The sequence below is a fragment of the Burkholderia sp. EMB26 genome, from assembly GCF_024730645.1.
In the GTDB taxonomy this organism is placed as follows: Bacteria; Pseudomonadota; Gammaproteobacteria; order Burkholderiales; family Burkholderiaceae; genus Burkholderia; species Burkholderia cenocepacia.
This window is the reverse complement of record NZ_CP078071.1, coordinates 2,572,241-2,591,338: the sequence shown is the minus strand read 5'-3', so window position 1 is coordinate 2,591,338 and position 19,098 is coordinate 2,572,241. Positions and strand designations below refer to the sequence as shown.

Sequence of the window (19,098 nt, the reverse complement as noted above, 5' to 3'; positions counted from 1 at the left end):
CGCCGCCGCACGGCGCGCGTCGCGCGCCGTGTCACGGGGTCGATGAAGGGGGAAGAAACACGCGGGGCGGGCCGCCCCGCCGCTGCCGTCGGTCAGGCGGCGTCGAGTTCGCGGCCGCGGGTCTCGGGCAGCGTCAGCGCGGCGACGATCACCACGCCGTAGGCGGCGACCGCGAAGATGCCGATGCTCATGCCGAGCCCGTATTGCTTGGACAGCGCGCCGATCAGGAACGGGAACAGCGCACCGATCGCGCGGCCCACGTTGTAGCAGAAACCCTGGCCGGAGCCGCGCACGCGGGTCGGGAACAGCTCGGTGAGGAACGCGCCCATCCCCGAGAAGATGCCCGATGCGAAGAAGCCGAGCGGAAAGCCGAGCCACAGCATCGACGCGTTGGTCAGGTTCAGCGACGTGTACGCGAAGGCGATCACCATCGAGCCGACCGCGAACAGGATGAAGTTCGGCTTGCGGCCGAGGCGGTCGGTCAGGTACGCGCTCGTCAGGTAGCCGACCCACGAGCCGAAGATGATCATCGCGAGATAGCCGCCGGTACCCATCACCGTGAGGTGCCGTTCGGTCTTCAGGAAGGTCGGCAGCCACGTCGTGATCGCGTAGTAGCCGCCCTGCGCGCCGGTCGTCAGCAATGCCGCGCGCAGCGTCGTCGTGATCAGCTTCGGCGCGAAGATCTCGGTGAGGCGCGGCGCGTCGGCCACCTTCGCCTGCGCGGCCTTCTCCTTCTCGTAGACGTCCGGCTCCTTCACGTAGCGGCGGATCGCGACGACCAGCAGCGCGGGCGCGAGCCCGACCAGGAACAGCGCGCGCCACGCCTGCTCGGCCGGCAGCACCGAGAACAGCAGCGCATACAGCAGCGCGCACAGCCCCCAGCCGATCGCCCAGCCCGACTGCACGAGGCCGACCGCCCTGCCGCGGTCGCGCGCGCGGATCACTTCGCCGATCAGCACCGCGCCGGCCGTCCATTCGCCGCCGAAGCCGAAGCCCATCAGCGCGCGCGCCGCGACCAGCTGGTGGTAGTTCTGCGCGAGCCCGCACAGCGCGGTGAACACCGCGAACCACAGCACCGTCAGCTGCAGCGTGCGCACGCGGCCGATCCGGTCGGACAGGATGCCGGCGATCCAGCCGCCGAGCGCCGACGCGAGCAGCGTGATCGTGCCGATGAAGCCCGCGTCGGCGAGCGAGATGCCCCAGGTCGCGACGAGCGTCGGGATCACGAACGACAGCATCTGCGTGTCCATCCCGTCGAGCATGTAGCCAACCTTGCAGCTCCAGAATGCGCGGCGCTCGCGCGGCTGCGCATCCGCGTACCACGAGAACAGGCCGTTGCGCTCGCGGCTCGCGGGCTCGGCGGCGGGCGCCGCGAGGGTCTTGCTTTCCATGGTGGTGCTCCTGTCGTGATGCGCCGTCAAATGGCTTGTGGTGCGGTATGTCGCGGTATGTCGCGTACGGGGTGGCCGGCCGGTCAGAACACGGCCAGCGATGCGTTCGTGATGTCGGTTATCAGCATGTGGCCGGGCGTATGCGCGATCGCGATCGGCAGCTTCGCGTCCATCAGCGCGGTTTGCGGCGTCACGCCGCACGCCCAGAACACCGGCAGCTCGCCGTCGCGGATCGTCACCGCGTCGCCGAATTCGGGCGCGTTCAAGTCGTCGATGCCCAGTTCCCGCGGGTGGCCGATATGGATCGGCGCGCCGTGCACGCCCGGGAACCGGCTCGTGATCTGCACCGCGCGGATCGCGTCGGCGCCGCGCAGCGGCCGCATCGACACGACCAGCTGGCCGCCGAAGATCCCCGCGCGGCGGTTCGCGATCGACGTGCGGTACATCGGCACGTTGCGCCCCTCCTCGACGTGGCGCAGCCCGATCCCTTCGCGGGCCAGCATGTCCTCGAACGAGAACGAGCAGCCGATCGCAAATACGACGAAATCGTCTTGCCACAGCGCTTCGAGCGACTCGACGCGCTCGGTCAGCCGGCCGTCCCTGTAGACGTTGTAGCTCGGCACGTCGGTGCGAATGTCGAGATCCTCGCCGAGCGCGGCGATCCGGAACGCGCCCGGTTCGCCGACGCCCAGCAGCGGGCAGGCCTTCGGGTTCGCCTGGCAGAAGCGCAGGAAATCGTGCGCGTACGCGTCGGGCAGGATCGCCAGGTTCGCCTGGGCAAACGGGCCGCAATGGCCGGCGGTCGGGCCGCGGAACGCGCCGCGGCGCACGGACTGGCGGAATTCGGAAGGCGTCATGATGGTCGGTCGCAGATCGGGATGGCGTGGGGATGACGGTGGTGTGTCATCGGATATGGCGAAGAATAGAAAGGAAAAAATTTTGTCGCCAACGAGTTTTTTTGCGCCTGCTGTATAGAATTTCTTAACGGATCTGCGGGTTTTCCCCGGTCCCGTTCACTTTTCGTCGCCGGCAAGCTGCGCATCCACTGCCTCGCCCGACCGCCATGAACACACGTTTTCTCGAAACCTTCGTCACGCTCGCGAAGCTGCGCAACTTCCGCACGACCGCGGCGGCGCTGCATGCGACGCCGGCCGCGATCTCGCAGCGCCTGAAGGCGCTCGAGGACGAACTGCAGACGGTACTCGTCGATCGCGACAGCCGCGCGTTCCGGCTCACGCCGAACGGCGAATACCTGCTCGGTTATGCGAAAGCCGTGGTCGAGGCGACGCAGGAACTGCAGGCCGCCGCGTCCGGCGAAAGCGCGCTGCGCGGCAAGCTGCGGCTCGGCGTGATCGAGACGGTCGTGCACAGCTGGCTGCCGCACTACATGCGGCGGCTCGCGGCCGACTATCCGCAGCTCGAGATCGATCTGACCGTCGACGTCAGCGTCGTGCTGCAGCGCCGGCTGATGGCGGGAGAACTCGACCTGATCATCCGCGTGGAAGGCAGCGACGAAGCGTCGGTCGTGTGCGACGCGCTCGCGAACTACCCGGTACGCTGGATCGCCCGCGCCGGGCTGCTGCCGAACACGCGCACCGGCCTCGCGCGGCAGGTGCTGCGCCAGCCGATCCTCACCTACGGGCGCGGCACCGCGCCCCATCGCGCACTGGAAGACATCGTCCGCACGCTCGCGCACGCGCATGGCGTGCCGCTGTCGGAGACGCGCATCACCGGATCGCCGTCGATCTCGGTGATCGTGCAGCTGGTGCGCGACGGTTTCGGCGTCGCCGCGATTCCGGTGCTGTTCGTCGATGCGCTGATCGAGCGCGGCGAAGTCGTCGAGTTGCCGCTGCAGCCGTCGCCGCCGTCGATCGTCGTGTCGATGTCGCGGCGGGCCGACGCGCCCAGGTTCGTGCACGGTGCGTCGATCGCCGCGCGCGCGGCATGTCACGAGTATTGCGAGAAGAGCACGCGGTTGCTGGTCGAAGCGCTGTGACGGCGCAGCGGAGGACGACGCACGTTCGACATCGCCGCGCGAATCGCCCACAATCGCGTTCGGCGCGTCGCCACGTCGGCCCGCGCATCGTGAATGACGGCCCGGCCATCCGCCATTCGTCGCTTCGCATGATCGTGCACAACGAGAAGGCAACATGCAGATTCGCTCCGCTTCGCCCCGCCTGAACCTCGCGCGTGTCGTGATCGTCGCGTCGTACATCGCGTCGCTGCTGCTGCCCGTCGCGGCCGAACCGCCGAATGCGGCCGGCGCGGTGAGCTGGTGGCACGGCTACACGGTGCTCGCGCTCGGCGGGCTCGCGATCCTCGACCTGCAATTCGCGTGGCTCGGCAACCCGTTGCTCGTCGTCGCGCTGCTCAGGCCAAGCCGTACCGTGTCCGCACTGCTGGCCGGGGTCGTGGTCTTTGCGCTCGGGTGGCATACGATCCCGACCGATGCGAACTACGAAACGATCCGCACGTTCGGGGCCGGGTACTACTTATGGATCGCGGCGATGGTGGGCGCCGCCGCGCTGCCGTGGATCGGCGGACGCGAACGGCAGGATGGCGTGGCGCCGAGCGTTGCGGCCGGTGCCGCGGATGGGGCCGCGCCGACCGGCACTGGCACCGGCACTGGCGCAGTCGCCGGCAGCACGGCCCGATCGAATGCCGCGCGATCGCCGACCCGACAAAACGGCTGGACCGTAGCGGCAACCGACACGCGCATCGAAGCGACCGACGGCACCGGGGCGATGCGCGGCATCGCGCTGTCCGACCTCGGCGCGATCGTGATCGAGACCAACGACCAGGGGCCGTTCGCGTCGGATGTCTGGTGGATTCTGTTCGAGACGAACCAGCAATTCGCCTGCGCCTTCCCGCAGGATGCAGAAGGCGCGAAGGCGGCGATCGACCGGCTGCTCGACCTGCCCGGCATCGATCACCGCAAGGTCATCGACGCGCAGACGTCGATCCAGAACGCGACGTTCCCGATCTGGGAGCGCAGGGCGAACGAGCCGGCCGCGCCGGGAGAAGCCGGCGCAGCGGCCTGACCGGCAACGCTTACGCTGACGCCCCTGCATGCGGCGGCGTCAGCTTGCCGTCGCCATACTCGCGAAGCACCTGCGAAATCACGACGCGATACCCGTCCAGCCAGCGCGCCTGCTTCGCCTTGGCTTCGAGATGCGCGGGATGCTGGATCAACTGCCGCAGCGCCGCCTCGGATTCCCAGTAGTAGACGTTCTGAATCAGGCCCGCCTCCGCGTTCTCCCACGTTTCCTCGCCGAGATAGCCGGGCGTCGCACGCGCCATGTCGGCGATCTGCCGGTCGAGCCGGTGGAATTCGTCGTCGTACTGCCCGGCACGAAAAATGAAGGTCGACGCGTACATGCCGCTCCATCCGAACGAGTGAAAGAGCGCCAAGTGTAAGGCACGCGCGGCGTGCCGCGATCGTCACGCGGCGAGCGGATCGGCGTCGACGCGATCGTCGAGCCATGCGTCGATGCGTGGCGCATCGTCACGCGTTCCAACCGCGGATGCGGGCATGGCCGCGAGCGCCCGTCGCGCCCGATCCAGCGCCTGCGCGAAGCCGCGCAATTCGTGCGTCGCGGGCCGGTCGGCCGCCTGCCGGCGCACGAGCGCCGCTTCGATGTTCGCGCCGATCAACGCGAGCTGGGCGTCGATGAAGTCGATGCACAGCGCGCGGCAATGCGCGGAAACCGGCGCGACGGCCAGCAGGACCGGCACGATCGACACGGTCAGGTAGCCGCCCGGCGCAAGCCGCGACAGCGCATGACGCACGTCCTGCCCGCCATCGGTCAACGACGCGAACACGGCGTCGCGCCACACCGCGCGCTCGAACACGAGCGCAGCGCGATGCGCGTCGAGCGCCGCACGGTCCGCGACCTGTCCGGCCGTCACCAGCGGAATCGAGAACACCGATTCATCGGCAGACCGCACGTGCCCCGCTTCGACGATACAGTTCGCGCCCAGCCACGCCGCATCGTCGCGCCGCGCCGCGAGCACGCGGGCCTGCAACCGGTCGGGCAGCGCCGGATCGAGCGGCACCGCGCGGCAGATCGACGGCTTGTTCGCGTGCACGCCGCAGCGGCCGTCGTCGGCGAGCGCCGCGCAGCGGCCCAGCGACGGATAGTCGTAGCCTTGCAGCGTCAGCGCGAGCCATTCGCCGTTCATGCCGCCGCCGCGATGGAACAGCCGGTCCGCCAGCGCATCGGCGGCCGCGACGTCGTCCGCATCGAGCGTCTGCTCGCGCCCGCCTGCCTGCCAGCGTTCGCCCGTTCGCCGCTTCGGCACGCGGCGGAGCGTCAATGCGCCGACGAAGCGATGCCGATGCCGGAACAGTTCGCGCAACGACAGCGTCGGCGCGCTGTTGCAGCACCGTCCGCACGCGTTGCACGCGAGCTGGTAGGTGTCTACCACGGCCGCCGCACCGAATCCTGGTAGCGCGTGAGGATGAAGCGCGCGACGTCGTCCGAGTGATACGCGGCGACGAGCTGTGCGACCCACGGCTTCGCGCGATCCGCGTCGCGCACCGTCAGCACGTTCGCATACGGCGAGCGCGCATCCTCCAGGCTGATGCTGTCGCGCGCGGGCTGCAGCCCGAAGCGGGCCGCGTCGTCGCTGTCGATCGCGACGAACGCGGCCGTGTCGAGCGCCGCGTAAAGGCGGTCGCGGCGCAGCGCGACGAATTTCAGCCCGAGCCGGTTGCCGGTGACGTCGCGCAGCGTCGCATGCAGACCGGCTTTTTCGCGCAGCGTGACCAGCGTGTCGTTCTGCAGCAGCACGAGCGCGCGCGCCATCCCGCGCCGATCGGCGGGGAGCGCGACCGTCGCGCCGGGTTGCAGTTCGTTCAGGTTCTTCAGCTTGCGCGAATAGAAGGCCATCGGCAGCGTGACGGTCGGCGCGACTTCGGTCAGCGCGACGCGCTGGCGTGCGCGAGTCGCGGCCAGCTGTTGCGCATCCTCGAAACTGGCCGCGTCGATCCGCCCGTCGGCCAGCGCCGTGTCGATGCGCGACGCATCGTCGAATTCGACGACGTCGACACCGAGCCCGCGCGCGGCAGCCACCCGCTTCACTTCGTCGAGGATCTGCGCATGCACGCCGCGCGTGACGCCGACGCGCACGGCCGGTGCAGTGGCGTCGGCAGCCATCGCCGCACCATGATGCGCGATGCCGCATGCCGCCAGCAGCCACGCCGACACGAATCGCCCGATGCCCGCCGTCATGACGCGTCCCTCAGGATCGTGCGAAACCCGATATGCGACGCGCCGAGATCGGCTTCCTGCTGTTCGCGCGACGATGCGCGATAGCGCACGCAGTAATCGCGCGAGCACAGGAACGAACCGCCCTTGATCACCATCGGCGTATCGTGCCGGCGCGTCGGCGGTGCGACGGCCGCCGTGTCGCCGTTCGTGTGCGATTGATGCGGGCCCGTGTACGCGTCCTTCGTCCATTCCCACGCATTGCCGATCATGTCGTAGAGGCGAAAACCGTTCGCCGCATAGCAGCCGACGGGCGCCAATCCCGCGTGGCCATCCTCGGCCGAGTCGAGCACCGGAAACGCGCCCTGCCAGTAGTTCGCGGCCGGCTTGCCCTGCGCATCGCGCGGCGCCGCATCGAGCGATGCGTCGTCGCGGCCGGCCTTGCCCGCGTATTCCCATTCGGCCTCGGTCGGCAAATCGCGGCCGAGCCAGTGCGCATACGCGAGCGCATCGCGCTGCGTGACGAGCGTCACCGGCAGGTTGCCGAGCCCCGTCACGTCGCTGCCGGGCCCGCGCGGATGCCGCCACGACGCGCCCTTCACCCACGACCACCATGCGAGGTCGCGCGCGTTCATCTCGTCGCGCGTCGGCACATGAAACACCGCCGCGCCGCCCTGCTGCTCGGCCTCGGTCACGTAGCCGGTGGCCTGCACGAACGCGGCGAACTGCGCGATCGTCACGTCGGTCTGGTCGATCCAGAAGCCGCCGACGCGCGTGCGGCCGTCGCCGACCGGACGCTCGTCCGCATAGCCGCGCGTGCTGCCGAACACGAACGCGCCGCCGCGCAGGTGCACCATCCCGGCCTTCGGATCGTCGCGCCATTTCGACGGCAGCCCCGAATAGCGTTCGCACTCGCGCTCCGAACCGAGCGGCGCAAGCGCGCGGCCGCGATTCAGGTCGTCGAACGCGCCGCCTGCCGGCGCCGCCGGGTTCGCATAGCCGGCCGCGAACGCGGCGGCGAACAGCGTGGCGGCCAGCGCCGCGCCGATCGTCCAGAAGCGGAACCGCATCGTGTCGCTCCCGCGCTCAATAGTAGCCGCGCGGACGCAGCGGCTCGACGCCGCCGACGTTGCTCATGTAGGCCTTCCACTGGTCGACGAGCGTGCCGATCACCGACGGATTCTGCGCGGACACGTCGGTCGTCTCGCCGCGATCCGACGCGAGGTCGTACAGCTGCCAGTGGCCGTCGAGCGGGCCGAGCGGCGGCTCGGTCCACAGCGCCTTCCAGCGGCCGTCGGCGCTGCGCAGATACGCGCGGCCGTACGCTTCGTCGCCAAACGGCGTCGTGTGCACTTCGCCCGTCGCCGAACCGGTGAGCACCGGCAGCAGCGACTGGCCCGTGACCGGATACACGTAGCGGTTGTTGTAGACGACCTTGCCCTTGTTCTGGTCGACGCCCGTCAGCGTGTTGACGAGCGGCGGCGCCGGCTGCGACGGCGGCGTGACGCCCGCGACCGCGAGGAACGTCGCCGTGTTGTCGGTCACGTGCGTGAACGCGCGCAGCGTCGGCAGCGGCTGCGACTGGCCCGGCAGGTGCACGATCGTCGGCGTCGACACGCCGCCTTCGCCCGAATAGCCCTTCGTGAGCCGGAACGGCGCCGCGCTCACTTCCGCCCAGCGCAGCCCGTACTGCAGGCGCTGCGCATTCTGCTTGCCGTTGTCAGTACCCAGCGCCGAATAGGTCGGCTCCTGTGCGTTCGCGGTGTCGGTCGCGGTCGGGTCGGCGCCGGAATCGATCGGCCAGCCTTCCGCGCCGTTGTCCGACTGGAACATGATGAACGTGTTGTCGTATTCGCCGATGTCCTTCAGGTGCTGGATCAGCAGGCCGATGTTGTAGTCGAGGTTCTCGACCATCCCCGCGTAGATCTCCATGTAGCGCGCCTGCGCCTTGCGCTCGGCCGGCGACAAGCTCGACCACAGCTTGTCGACCTTGCCGGGGCCGTAGTCGCCGTAGCCGTCCGCGGCCGAATGCACCGCGTTGACGTACTTCGCGCCGGCCGTGCCGTTGTTCGCGGTCGCGGGCGAGGCGACCGTCGTCTCGGGCAGCCCGTCGAACGGCTTGAAATCGGCCGGAATCAGGCCGAGCGCCTTCTGCCGCGCGATCCGCGCGTTGCGGATCGCATCGTAGCCGGCGTCGTACACGCCCGCATATTTGTGCAGCCACGGATCGGGCACCTGCAGCGGCCAGTGCGGCGACGTGTAGGCCGCGTACGCGAAGAACGGCTTGCCGTCCTGCTTGTTCGCATCGATGTACGAGATCAGCTTCTGCGTATAGAAATCGGTCGAATAGAACACGGCCGGGCTGCCGCCCGCGCCGCCCGGCTGCCCGGGCTGGCCCGGCTGCACGTAGCGGCCGTCTTCCGTGTAGTTCGACGAGCCGGCCGGCTCGTGCGCGAAGTGGTTCGTCGCCGCGCCGCCGAGCAGCACGTAGCTGCGCTCGAAGCCCCACTGGTCGGGCGTCTGCCCGCTGCCCGTCGTACTGCCGACGATGCCCGAGCCGATGTGCCACTTGCCCGCGATGTACGTGTGATAGCCGGCGTCCTTCAGCAGTTGCGCGAACGACAGCGCGCGATCGTTCAGGTAGCCCTCGTAGCCGGGCAGCCCGCGCCGTTCGTCGGTCGGCACGCCCATCGTGCCTTCGCCGACGAGATGGTGATCGGTGCCCGATACCAGCATCGCGCGCGTGATCGCGCAGACGGTGCCCGTGTGGTGGTTCGACAGGATGCGGCCCGATGCGACGAGCGCGTCGAGGTTCGGCGTGTTGATCTCGCCGCCGAACGCATGGATGTCGGAGTAGCCGAGATCGTCGGCCATGATGTACAGGATGTTCGGGCGCTTCGCGGCCTGGGTCGGGGTGGGCGCTGGCGTGGCGCCGGCCTGCGACGGCGGCGCATCGCTGTCGACGCCGCCGCACGATGCGAGCGACACCGCGCCGGCAATCGCGGCGCAGACGACACGGAAACGAAAGGCATGCAACGGCGAAGCGGACTTTTTCATTCTTGTTGACGCTCGATCTACGGGAGCGGCGATCTTAGCGTCGCCCGCGCAGCGCCCAAAGTCGGATTCGTCACATGCTAACGGGGTGGGGGAATATGCGACGCGTATCGTCCGCCACGCGTCGCGCCGCCGTGCATCAACTGCGCCCGCCGAGGCTGCCGCCGCCGTCCACCGCCAGCACCTGCCCGGTGACGAAACCGGCTTCGTCGGACAGGAAGAACGCGGTTGCGGCCGCGACGTCGTCGGCCGTGCCGAGCCGGCGCGCGGGAATCGTCGCGAGCACCTTGCGCTCGGCTTCGCTGCCGACCGGCCGCGTCTGGCGGAACAGCTCGGTCTCGATCGGGCCGGGCGCCACCGCGTTGACGGTCACGCCGTGCTCGGCGAGTTCGAGCGCCCACGTGCGCGTGCAGCCGACCAGCGCGTTCTTCGCGGCGGAATACGCGGTGCGGTCGAGGCTGCCGAAAATCGCGCGGCTGCAGATGTTGACGATGCGCCCGTGGCCGCGCGCCTTCATCGCATCGGCAAAATGCTGCGTGACCTGGATCGCGGCCCGCACGTTGAGATCGAACACGGTCTGCAGCGACTGGAAATCGATCTTCCCGAGCGGTTGCGGCAACACGATGCCCGCGTTGTTGACGATGCCGTCGACATGGTGGCGTTCGCCGATCCGTACGAGCGTCGCGGCGGTCTGCTCGATATCGGCGAGATCGCACGCGAGCAATTCGCCGGGGAAGTCGATGCCCTGCGCGTGCCGCGCGAGACCGACGACGCGATGGCCGCGTCGGGCGAGCGTGGTGCTGATCGCGAGGCCGATGCCGCGTGATGCGCCGGTGACGAGATAAGTGCGGGATGACATAGGCGTGCCCTTGGGAAGGAATCCGGAGGAAATGGCGCAACGCGCCTTGTGGTCACCCGGCGCGCGCGTGCTCCGCCCGATTGTGCCGCAGCGATGAGAAACGCGTACGGTCGATGCCTTCTCGTCGCGTTCGATGCGTCACCCTCACACTCGCCAGTCGCTCACCCCACCCGTCCCGCCACGACCGGCATTACGCGCCGCGACGCGATCCGCAACGCGAGCACACCACCCGCCAGCAACGCGGCCGCGACGAGCAGCAGCGCGAGATCGTACGAATGCGTGACGTCCTTGATCCGCCCCATCACCGGCGGCAGCGCGAGCCCCGCGATGTTCGCGACCGCGTTGATCAGCGCGATCGACGCGGCCGCCGTGAGGCCCGACACGTACTCGGTCGTCACGGCCCAGAACACCGGCGTCGCGGCCCAGTTGAAGCCGACCGCGAGCACCAGCAGCGCATACGCGACGGGCAGCACCGGCGTATAGATCGCCGCGATCAGCAACGCACCGGCCAGCAGCATCGGCACGCCGAGATGCAGCGCGCGTTCGCCGCCGAGATCCGAATGCCGGCCGTTCAGGTACATCGCGACGCACGCGAACAGGAACGGCAGCGCGGACAGGCTGCCGACCGCGAAGCTCGACTGTCCCGACAGACTCTTCACGAGCAGCGGCAGAAACAGCGTGAGGCCGATCGTGCCGAACGCCTGCAGCAACCAGAACGCGGCGAGCGCCCACACCTTGCCGTCGCCGAACGCACGCCGCAATGCGACGCCGTGCGACAGATGTTCGCGCGGCGCGGCGTCGCGCAGCGTCGCTTCGAGCCACGCGCGTTCGTCGGCCGGGAGCCAGCGCGCGTGCGCGGGCGTGTCCGGCAGGCGGCGCAGCACGACGAACCCGAGCAGCAACGCGGGCACGCCTTCGAGCAGGAACAGCCAGCGCCAGCCTTCGACGCCGAGCACGCCGTTCAGGTTCAGCAGCGCGCCGGACAGCGGCAGCCCGATCACCGACGCGAGCGTCGCGCCGATATAGAAGAACGACATCGCCCGCGCCCGGTCGCTCTGCGGATACCACGCGGACAGGTAGTAGATGATGCCTGGCGTGAAGCCGGCTTCGGCCGCGCCGAGCAGCAGCCGCATCGCATAGAGCTGCCCCGGCGTCTGCACCGCGCTCATCGCGGCCGCGACGATGCCCCACGTGATCATGATCCGCGCGATCCAGCGACGCGCGCCGACCCGCGCGAGGAACAGGTTGCTCGGCACCTCGAACAGGATGTAGGTCACGTAGAACAGCCCCGCGCCGAGCCCGTACATTTCGGCGCTGAGGCCGAGGTCGGCGTTCATCTGCAGCGCCGCGACCGAGATGTTCGAGCGGTCGATATACGCGACGAGGTACAGCAGCATCAGGAACGGAATCAGGCGCAGGTTCAGGCGCCGCATCGTCGCGGCGTGCAACTGCGGGGCGGTGGCGGTCATCGGCATGTCTCCTGGATCGTCTCGCGTGAGGCGCGGCGTCATGCAGGCCAGTCTAGGAGCCGCGTGAAATTCGCGTCAATTACCGGGACGTCTTCTCGATATGTGAGACGCGAGCGGGCGCGATGCGCAGCCAGCCGGGTTGTCGCGCCGTCGTCGGAACAGCGTCGCCGTCACGTACGCTCGCCGTTCGCGTCGTCGGACGCCAGCATGTGCGGAATCTCGTCGACCAGCGCATCGACGACGACCCGCACCTTCGACGGCACGTGGCGCGCCGCCGGCCGCACCGCGAACACTTCGGCGCCCGACACGCTGTCGCTGTCCATCACGAGCGCGAGGCGGCCGTCGCGCACGTACGGCGCCATCAGCCAGCACGGCAGCCACGCGAGGCCCGCGCCGGCGGCGGCCGCGTCGGCGATCGCCTGCAGGTCGTCGAACCGCAGGCGGCCGGCCGCGCGATGGTCGTGCACCGCGCCATCCGCGCCGATGATCCGCCACGGTGTCGGCTGTCCGCCGCGCGAATACGCGATGCCGACGTGCGACGCGAGTGCCTCGAGCCCCGACGGCCGGCCATGACGCGCGAGATAGTCGGGCGATGCGCAGATGCCCATGCGTTGCACGCCCAGCTTGCGGCCGACCAGCGCGCTCGTATCGGCCAGCTCGCCGATGCGCACGGCCAGGTCGAAACCGTCGTTGACGAGGTCGGCCACGCGATCGTTGAACGACATGTCGATTTCGAGCCGCGGATGGCGCTCGACGAGCCGCCGCACGACGGGCGCCACGCACTGCCGCCCGAACAGCACGGGCACGCTGATGCGCACGCGCCCGGCCGGCTCGCGGCGGCCCGCGTCGAGCGCGGCTTCCGTCTCGCCCAGTTCGGCCAGCAGCCGCCGGCACTGCTCGTAATAGACGAACCCTTCGTCGGTCAGGCCGAGCTGGCGCGTCGTGCGCTGCAGCAGCCGCGCGCCGAGCCGGAGTTCGAGCCGCGCGACGATCTTCGCGACGGCCGAGCGCGTCATGCCGAGGCGCAGCGCCGCCGCCGCGAAGCTGCCCGATTCCACCACGTCGACAAATTCGGCGACGCCTCTGAGCCGTTCGTCCATGCCGTTCCGCTCCGCTCCAATGAAATGCGATGACGGGGTTGTGTCCATGACGGCAACAATCGTTGGCCAAATTCTCGCCAATGCGTCCACCCGCGCGACACTATGATAGTCCGGACTATCTCGAAAAGGAGTCGACATGCATGCATGGCAAATCAAACCGGGCGACGGCCTGGCCGGGCTCCGGCGCGTCGACGCGGCAGCGCGCCCGGTCGGGCCGACCGACGTCGTCGTGAAGATCCACTCGGCCGCGCTGAACTATCGCGACCTGATGTTCGCGCGCGGCGACTATCTGGGTATCGGCAAGGAAGCGCTGATCCCCGTCGCCGACGGCGCCGGCGAAGTCGTCGAGACCGGCCGCGACGTCACGCGCTTCAAGCCGGGCGACCGCGTGATCAACACCTACTTCCCGCGCTGGATCGACGGGCCGCCGACGCCGCAGAAAGTCGCGGGGTCGCCCGGCGCGCAATTCGACGGCGTGCTCGCCGAACGCTTCGTGTCCGACGAAACCGCGCTGGTCGCGATTCCCGCGCATCTCGACTACGACGAAGCGGCGACGCTGTCGTGCGCGGGCATCACCGCATGGAACGCGCTGTTCGTCGACGGCGGACTGGAGCCGGGCGCGACCGTCGTGCTGCTCGGCACCGGCGGTGTGTCGATCGTCGCACTGCAGCTTGCGCAGGCCGCCGGGTTGCGCACGATCGTCACGTCGTCGAGCGACGCGAAGCTCGAACGCGCGCGTGCACTCGGTGCGGACGCAACGATCAACTATCGCGCGACGCCGGAATGGCAGCACGAGGTGCTGCGGCTCACCGACGGCGCCGGCGCGGATCTGGTCGTCGAGGTCGGCGGCCGCGATACGCTGCCGCGCTCGGTCGCCGCGACGAAAATCGGCGGCATCGTGTCGGTGATCGGCGGCCTCAGCAGCTTCGGCGGGCCGGAACTCGGGCTGCTGTCGCTGATCGGCGGCTTCCGGCGGTTGCACGGTTTCATGGTCGGCAGCCGCGCGATGCTCGACGACGTCGTGCGGCTCGTCGACGCGAAACGGATCAAGCCGGTGGTCGATCGGGTGTTCGGCTTCGACGAAGCGCCGCAGGCGTATGCGCACCTGCAATCGGGGCAGCACTTCGGCAAGGTGGTGATTCGCGTCGCCTCGTGACGCGCGCAAGGACCGCCCGCCGCGGGCCGGCGCTCCACGCGCCGGCGCCGCGGCAGGCATCGCCGTCAGATCTTCGCGGTCAGCGTGATCCCGACCGTGCGCGGATCGCCATACAGCACCGGATACGCGCCATACGACGGCAACAACTCGAGTTTCTTGTAGACCTTGTTCGTCAGGTTCGTCACGTAGCCGGTCACGATGTACTTCTGGTTCGGCGTCGTGTACGACACGTGCGCGTTCAGCACCGTATAGCCGCCCTGCCAGAGCTGCGGCATCGTCTGCCGCGTCGCGCTGAAGTACTCGCGGCTGCGGTAGTTCACGTCGCCGCCCGCCGTCAGCGTGCCGAACGACACCGGCACGCGATAGTCGACGCCCGCGTTCAGCGTCGTATGCGGCGAACGCGCGAACGAGTTGCCGACGGCCGTCGGCACGTTGCGGAATTCCGTGTAGCGCGTGTTCAGCATCCCGAGGTTCGCGAACAGGTACAGGCTGTTGACCGGCTGCGCCTTCAGCTCCAGCTCGAAACCGTCCGCGCGCCCCTGCCCGGCATTCGACAGCGTCGACACCGGCGGCCCGCCGAACGGGTTCGGCGCCAGCGCGAACACCTGGATGTCGCGATAGTCGTAGTGGAACACGCTCGCGTTGACGATCAGCCGCTTGTCGAACCATTCGCTCTTGATACCGACTTCGTAATCGCTCAGGTACTCCGGCGACACGGTCGACACCGTGCTCTGCGTATACGCGTTGCCGTTGTAGCCGCCCGAGCGGAAGCCGCGCGCATAGCGGAAATACGCGCGCACATTGCTGCTGAGCGCATATTCGGGCGTGAGGTCCCAGGTCGGCGCGCGCCAGGTGTTGGTCTGGTGCTGTTGCGCGCTGACCGCGAGCGGCGACGATACCGACGACGGCGACCACCAGCTGTTCGGATCGCTGAACGTCACGTTGCCCGTATCCTGCAGCCCGGTGAGGTTGATGGTCTTGCGCTCGATCGTGTAACGCAGCCCGCCCGTCACGTTGAAGCGGTCGGTGAACCGGTACTTGACGCTGCCGAAGATCGCCGCGCTCTGCGTGTGCTGCGTGAGGTCGGTCAGATGGTAGTACGCGGGCGACGGCGAGCCCGGCAGCCCGCCGCCGGCGCCCTGCTCGGCCAGTTGCTCGGTGAACAGGTGCGTGCCGACGATCCAGCTCAGCCGGTCGTTCTGCGGCGATTCGAGCCGGAATTCCTGCGAAAACTGCCGGCTCGACAGGCGGTCGTGCGAGCGCGCCGCATCGACCGGCGAATAGTCCTCGTCGTCCTGGTACCAGCGGTGCAGCCCCTCGAACGCGGTGATCGACGTCAGCGATACGGCCGGGTTGATGCGCCAGTGCGCGGTCAGCGACGTGCCCCACGTCGAGATGTGATCGCTCGACGGCGCATTGAGCGACACCGTATACGGATCGCTCGACCCGACGAAGCCGAACTGGTTCGTGCCGCCGCGTCCCGCGCCTTCCGCGTGCCATGCGTTGCCGCCGCCCGTATAGTTGCGGCCGTGGATGTTGAACAGGAAATCGGTATCCGACGTCGGCACGGCGAGCACCTGGAAGCGCACCGCGTTGTCGTGGAAGCCGCCGAAGCGCCCTTGCTGCACCGTGTTCGTGTAGAAGCTGTCGGCATTCTCGTGATACACCGACACGCGCGCGGCCAGCACGTCGTTCTTGCCGATCGGCCCGCCGATCGCCGCTTCCGCGAGCCGGCTGTTGTACTGGCCGAGCCCGATTTTTCCGTAGCCGCTCACGTCGAACGTCGGTTTCTGCGACGTGATGCTGAGCGCGCCGCCGACCGTATTCTTGCCCCACAGCGTGCCTTGCGGCCCGCGCAGCACTTCGATGTGGTCGAGGTCGAACAGCGGAAAGCCCTGCCCGAACACGCTGTTGATATAGACGTCGTCGAAGTACACGCCGATCGGGCTCAGCGACAGGTCCGACGGATCGTTGCTGCCCACGCCGCGCAGGAACCAGCGCGGCCGCTCACGGCCTTCGGTCGATTGCCCGGTGAAGTTCGGCACGTACTTCGTCACGTCGTTGATCACGCGCAGTTCGTTGTTCCTGATTGCATCGCCGCTCAGCGCGGTGACCGCGACCGGTACGTCCTGGATGCTTTCCTTGCGCCGGCGCGCCGTCACGGTCACCGTGCCGAGGTTCGTTTCGCGTGCGGCCGCGCCGCGGTTCGCACGCACCGCCTTCGGCGCGGCCGCGGCGGCATCGTCCGATGCCTGTTGCGCCGGTTGCGCGTCCGGCGCGCCCGCCGTCGCCGCGCCGTCCTCTGCCCACGCGGGCAACGACACGGCGCCGCCCGTCAACAGTCCCCCCAGCGCGGTGACGATTAGTTTTTTCCTGAACATCGATGAGTCATCCTGTTTGATCGGTTGAACGCACGTGCGTGCGCGACGCACGGGTTCTCTCATGCAATTCGGATGCCAGCGTCGACATGCCCGTCGCACGGGGATTGCGGCGGGCATGCCACGCCGGTGTTGCTGCATGCGCATCTGTGAACGACGTCAAACTGCTGGTCACGCAACACCGGCCGACGCCGAAATCGTCAGGACAGCTTCGCAGGCGCCGGCTGCGTCGCGTCGCGACGTCCATGCGCGAACCGCAGTGCAAGCGCGCCCAGCACGACGACAGGCAGCCAGCACAGAAACACCGCCCGCAGCCCGACGAGTGGCGCGAGCGCGCTGCCGATCAGCGGACCGCAGAACGCGCCGATCATCGACGCGAGGTTGTAGAGGCTCGACACCTGGCTCTTGTCGGCCGGATGACGGCCGAGATGCTGCATGTTCACGAGATGCAGCAGCGACGACCCGGCGCACAGCGCGGCGAGACCCGCGCCGACGGTCCATGCGTCGCGCCCGAGGCCGAGCGCGAGCAGCCCGGCCACGCCGCCCGCGACGCTCAGTGCATGGCAACGACGTTCCGTCATTCGCTGCGCGACGTGCCCGAGCCCGAACAGCGCGAGCACCGCGACGACGCCCTGCAACGTCAGCAGCGCGACGGCATGCGTCTGCGCGAGGCCGAGCGACTGGATCGCGAGCACGACCGTATAGGTGCCGACGAGTGCGCGCGTCGCGCTGTTCACCGCTTCCGCGACGAGTTGCTCGCGGATGTCGCGGCGCCACGCGAGCGCGAGCAACGTACGCAGGCTGCCGGTTCCGGTTCGATCACCACGCGGCGGCGGCGGTGCATCGCCGAGCAACGCGCGGCTGAACAACGCCATGCCGGCGAAACTCGCCGATGCCGCGCAGAACGTCGCGACCGCACCGTGTGTGCCGATCAGCCAGCTCGCCAGCCACGGCCCCGCCATCCCCGTTCCGACCGACATCGCCGCGCGATACCAGCCCGCGCGGGCCAGGCCGATCTGCGCGAGACGCGCGAGAAACACCCCGTTGATCGACACGATCCGGAACGGAATGCACAGCCCGATCAGCCCCTGCGTGAGTGCGATCAGCGGCCATGCGCCGGTGAACGGCACGACGAGATTGAGCAGCATCGGCCCCATGCTCGCGGCGAAGTACACGCGCCGTGCACCGTAGCGCGCGACCAGCAGCCCGGCCGGCAATGTCATCAGCGCGATGCCGAGCGGCTCCATCGCGGCGATGATGCCGAGCCGTGCGTCGTCGACGCCGAGCGCCAGCGCATACAGCGTCGTCGCGAGCTGCGCCATGCTGATCGTCGTGCCGCTCGCGAGCGCGAGCAGCATGAAGCCGCCGGTGAAGCGCTCGCGCCGCCATGCGTCGGCGACGCGTGCCGGCGTGCTCACCGCGACAGCGTCGCGATGCCGTCGAGCGCGCGCCGGTCGATCCATGCGCGCACGTCGAAGTCGGCGGGCAGGAACCGCCAGTCGACCAGGAAGCGCTTGAAATCGTCGAGCGCGGCGATCGACGCTTCGTCGAGATCCGTGCGCAGCCGCCGGTGGACGTTCGCGCCGTATGCGAGCCGCAGCCAGTCGTGGCCCGAGCCCGTCTCGCGACCGAGATAGCCGAGCACTTCGTGCTCGTGCTCGCGGGCCCACCCTTCGACGTCGGTCACGCGTGCGAGAAAGCGGCTGACGATATCGGGGTGGCGCTCCAGCGTCGACGCATTGACGGTCAGCGGGCGCGGCGAGCCGTTGTTGATGCGGATCTGCGGATCGGGATGAAAGCCGATGTCGATCACCGGCTGCGCGCCGATCAGGTGCGCGGTTTCGAGCCCGAGCGAACCTTTCACGTAGATCGCATCGACGTCGCCGCGCACCAGCGCGGCGGCCTCGGCCGCATAGAGCCGCCGGCTCGACAGGCTCGCGGGGTGGCTGAATGCCGCGTCGCGGGTCGCGGGCGTCGACACCGGCACGCGCAGGTTCGAGGCCGGTACGTCGACCCAGTCGACGTCGCCGGGCCCGAGCCCGTCGAGCGACAACGCACTGACAAAACCGCGCAGCGCCGCCGCGCGGAAGATGTCGATCCGCTCGCCGTCGCGGCGCGGCAGGCCGATGCGGCGCCCGCGCAGATCCTTCGGTCGCGCGAGGCCGGCTTCCGGCAACGCGACGATCGCCTGCGCCTCGTCGACCCAGGTCAGCGCGATCACGCGCGTGTCGGCGCCGGACGCGCGTGCCCACAGCGCCGGAATGCTGCCGCCCTGGCGGAACGCGTTGTCGAGCGAATGGTCGACGTGCGCGTGATGCAGTGCCGCGTGCTGGCTTTCCTGCAGCGCGCGCACGGTGATGCCGTCGCCGGCGAATTCGTGATCCAGCCAGCCGAGATGGGCGGCGATGCCGAGCGGTGTCGGCACCGGACAGCGCGTGTACCAGATCGACTGGACGTTGTGTGAAGCCGTGGTGCTCATGA

The 19,098-nt window shown here is 69.1% G+C and carries 16 protein-coding genes; 3 read left to right on the top strand and 13 right to left on the bottom strand.

Features of this window, described 5'->3' with window-relative positions:
* Window positions 1-92: 92 nt before the first annotated feature.
* Together KU887_RS28360 and KU887_RS28355 are read right to left on the bottom strand one after the other, a co-directional pair.
* A complete protein-coding gene (locus tag KU887_RS28360; RefSeq protein WP_058902728.1) occupies window positions 93-1,391 on the bottom strand; it encodes an MFS transporter in 1,299 nt (432 codons plus the stop codon).
* Window positions 1,392-1,474: 83 nt separating this feature from the next.
* The gene (locus tag KU887_RS28355) at window positions 1,475-2,248 is read right to left on the bottom strand and encodes a putative hydro-lyase (protein ID WP_058902727.1); all 774 of its coding nucleotides are present in this window, start codon (window positions 2,246-2,248) and stop codon (window positions 1,475-1,477) included.
* Between the two features lie 206 nt (window positions 2,249-2,454).
* Between KU887_RS28355 and KU887_RS28350 the strand changes: the two genes are divergently transcribed.
* Both KU887_RS28350 and KU887_RS28345 read left to right on the top strand, forming a co-directional pair.
* A complete protein-coding gene (locus KU887_RS28350) occupies window positions 2,455-3,387 on the top strand; it encodes a LysR family transcriptional regulator (protein WP_006484336.1) in 933 nt (310 codons plus the stop codon).
* 154 nt (window positions 3,388-3,541) lie between these two features.
* On the top strand, window positions 3,542-4,432 hold the full coding sequence (locus KU887_RS28345; RefSeq protein WP_258256395.1) for a hypothetical protein: 891 nt from the start codon (window positions 3,542-3,544) through the stop codon (window positions 4,430-4,432).
* A gap of 10 nt (window positions 4,433-4,442) precedes the next feature.
* Here the strand turns inward: KU887_RS28345 and KU887_RS28340 are convergent, their stop codons facing one another.
* The 8 genes from KU887_RS28340 to KU887_RS28305 form a co-directional block, all read right to left on the bottom strand.
* Window positions 4,443-4,769 (bottom strand): antibiotic biosynthesis monooxygenase, encoded by a 327-nt coding sequence (locus tag KU887_RS28340; protein WP_006484329.1) that lies wholly within the window; start codon window positions 4,767-4,769, stop codon window positions 4,443-4,445.
* A 63-nt stretch (window positions 4,770-4,832) separates the two neighbouring features.
* Window positions 4,833-5,819 (bottom strand): YkgJ family cysteine cluster protein, encoded by a 987-nt coding sequence (locus tag KU887_RS28335; RefSeq protein WP_124550829.1) that lies wholly within the window; start codon window positions 5,817-5,819, stop codon window positions 4,833-4,835.
* Window positions 5,813-6,625 carry a MetQ/NlpA family lipoprotein gene (locus KU887_RS28330; protein WP_006484322.1) on the bottom strand — a complete coding sequence of 271 codons (813 nt, stop codon included), beginning with the start codon at window positions 6,623-6,625 and terminating at the stop codon, window positions 5,813-5,815. Before KU887_RS28330 ends, KU887_RS28335 begins: the two co-directional genes overlap by 7 nt.
* Entirely contained in the window at window positions 6,622-7,671 is a 1,050-nt protein-coding gene (locus KU887_RS28325) for a formylglycine-generating enzyme family protein (protein ID WP_006495704.1), read from the bottom strand. Before KU887_RS28325 ends, KU887_RS28330 begins: the two co-directional genes overlap by 4 nt.
* Before the next feature lie 16 nt (window positions 7,672-7,687).
* Complete coding sequence (locus KU887_RS28320; RefSeq protein WP_077020833.1) at window positions 7,688-9,658, bottom strand: arylsulfatase; 1,971 nt, start codon at window positions 9,656-9,658, stop codon at window positions 7,688-7,690.
* 136 nt (window positions 9,659-9,794) lie between these two features.
* Window positions 9,795-10,514, bottom strand: a complete 720-nt coding sequence (locus KU887_RS28315) for an SDR family oxidoreductase (protein WP_258256392.1) — start codon at window positions 10,512-10,514, stop codon at window positions 9,795-9,797.
* Between the two features lie 161 nt (window positions 10,515-10,675).
* Window positions 10,676-11,983 carry an MFS transporter gene (locus KU887_RS28310; RefSeq protein ID WP_006484317.1) on the bottom strand — a complete coding sequence of 436 codons (1,308 nt, stop codon included), beginning with the start codon at window positions 11,981-11,983 and terminating at the stop codon, window positions 10,676-10,678.
* Window positions 11,984-12,153: 170 nt separating this feature from the next.
* The gene (locus KU887_RS28305; RefSeq protein WP_124633562.1) at window positions 12,154-13,083 is read right to left on the bottom strand and encodes a LysR family transcriptional regulator; all 930 of its coding nucleotides are present in this window, start codon (window positions 13,081-13,083) and stop codon (window positions 12,154-12,156) included.
* A gap of 136 nt (window positions 13,084-13,219) precedes the next feature.
* Here KU887_RS28305 and KU887_RS28300 point away from each other — a divergent pair, with 136 nt between their 5' ends.
* A complete protein-coding gene (locus KU887_RS28300) occupies window positions 13,220-14,239 on the top strand; it encodes an NAD(P)-dependent alcohol dehydrogenase (RefSeq protein ID WP_006484330.1) in 1,020 nt (339 codons plus the stop codon).
* Between the two features lie 65 nt (window positions 14,240-14,304).
* Here the strand turns inward: KU887_RS28300 and KU887_RS28295 are convergent, their stop codons facing one another.
* The 3 genes from KU887_RS28295 to KU887_RS28285 form a co-directional block, all read right to left on the bottom strand.
* Window positions 14,305-16,620, bottom strand: a complete 2,316-nt coding sequence (locus KU887_RS28295) for a TonB-dependent receptor (protein ID WP_006484324.1) — start codon at window positions 16,618-16,620, stop codon at window positions 14,305-14,307.
* Between the two features lie 197 nt (window positions 16,621-16,817).
* On the bottom strand, window positions 16,818-18,035 hold the full coding sequence (locus KU887_RS28290) for an MFS transporter (RefSeq protein WP_080332018.1): 1,218 nt from the start codon (window positions 18,033-18,035) through the stop codon (window positions 16,818-16,820).
* Window positions 18,032-19,096 carry an ABC transporter substrate-binding protein gene (locus KU887_RS28285; protein ID WP_258256391.1) on the bottom strand — a complete coding sequence of 355 codons (1,065 nt, stop codon included), beginning with the start codon at window positions 19,094-19,096 and terminating at the stop codon, window positions 18,032-18,034. The genes KU887_RS28290 and KU887_RS28285 overlap by 4 nt, the downstream gene beginning before the upstream one ends.
* Window positions 19,097-19,098 lie beyond the last annotated feature (2 nt).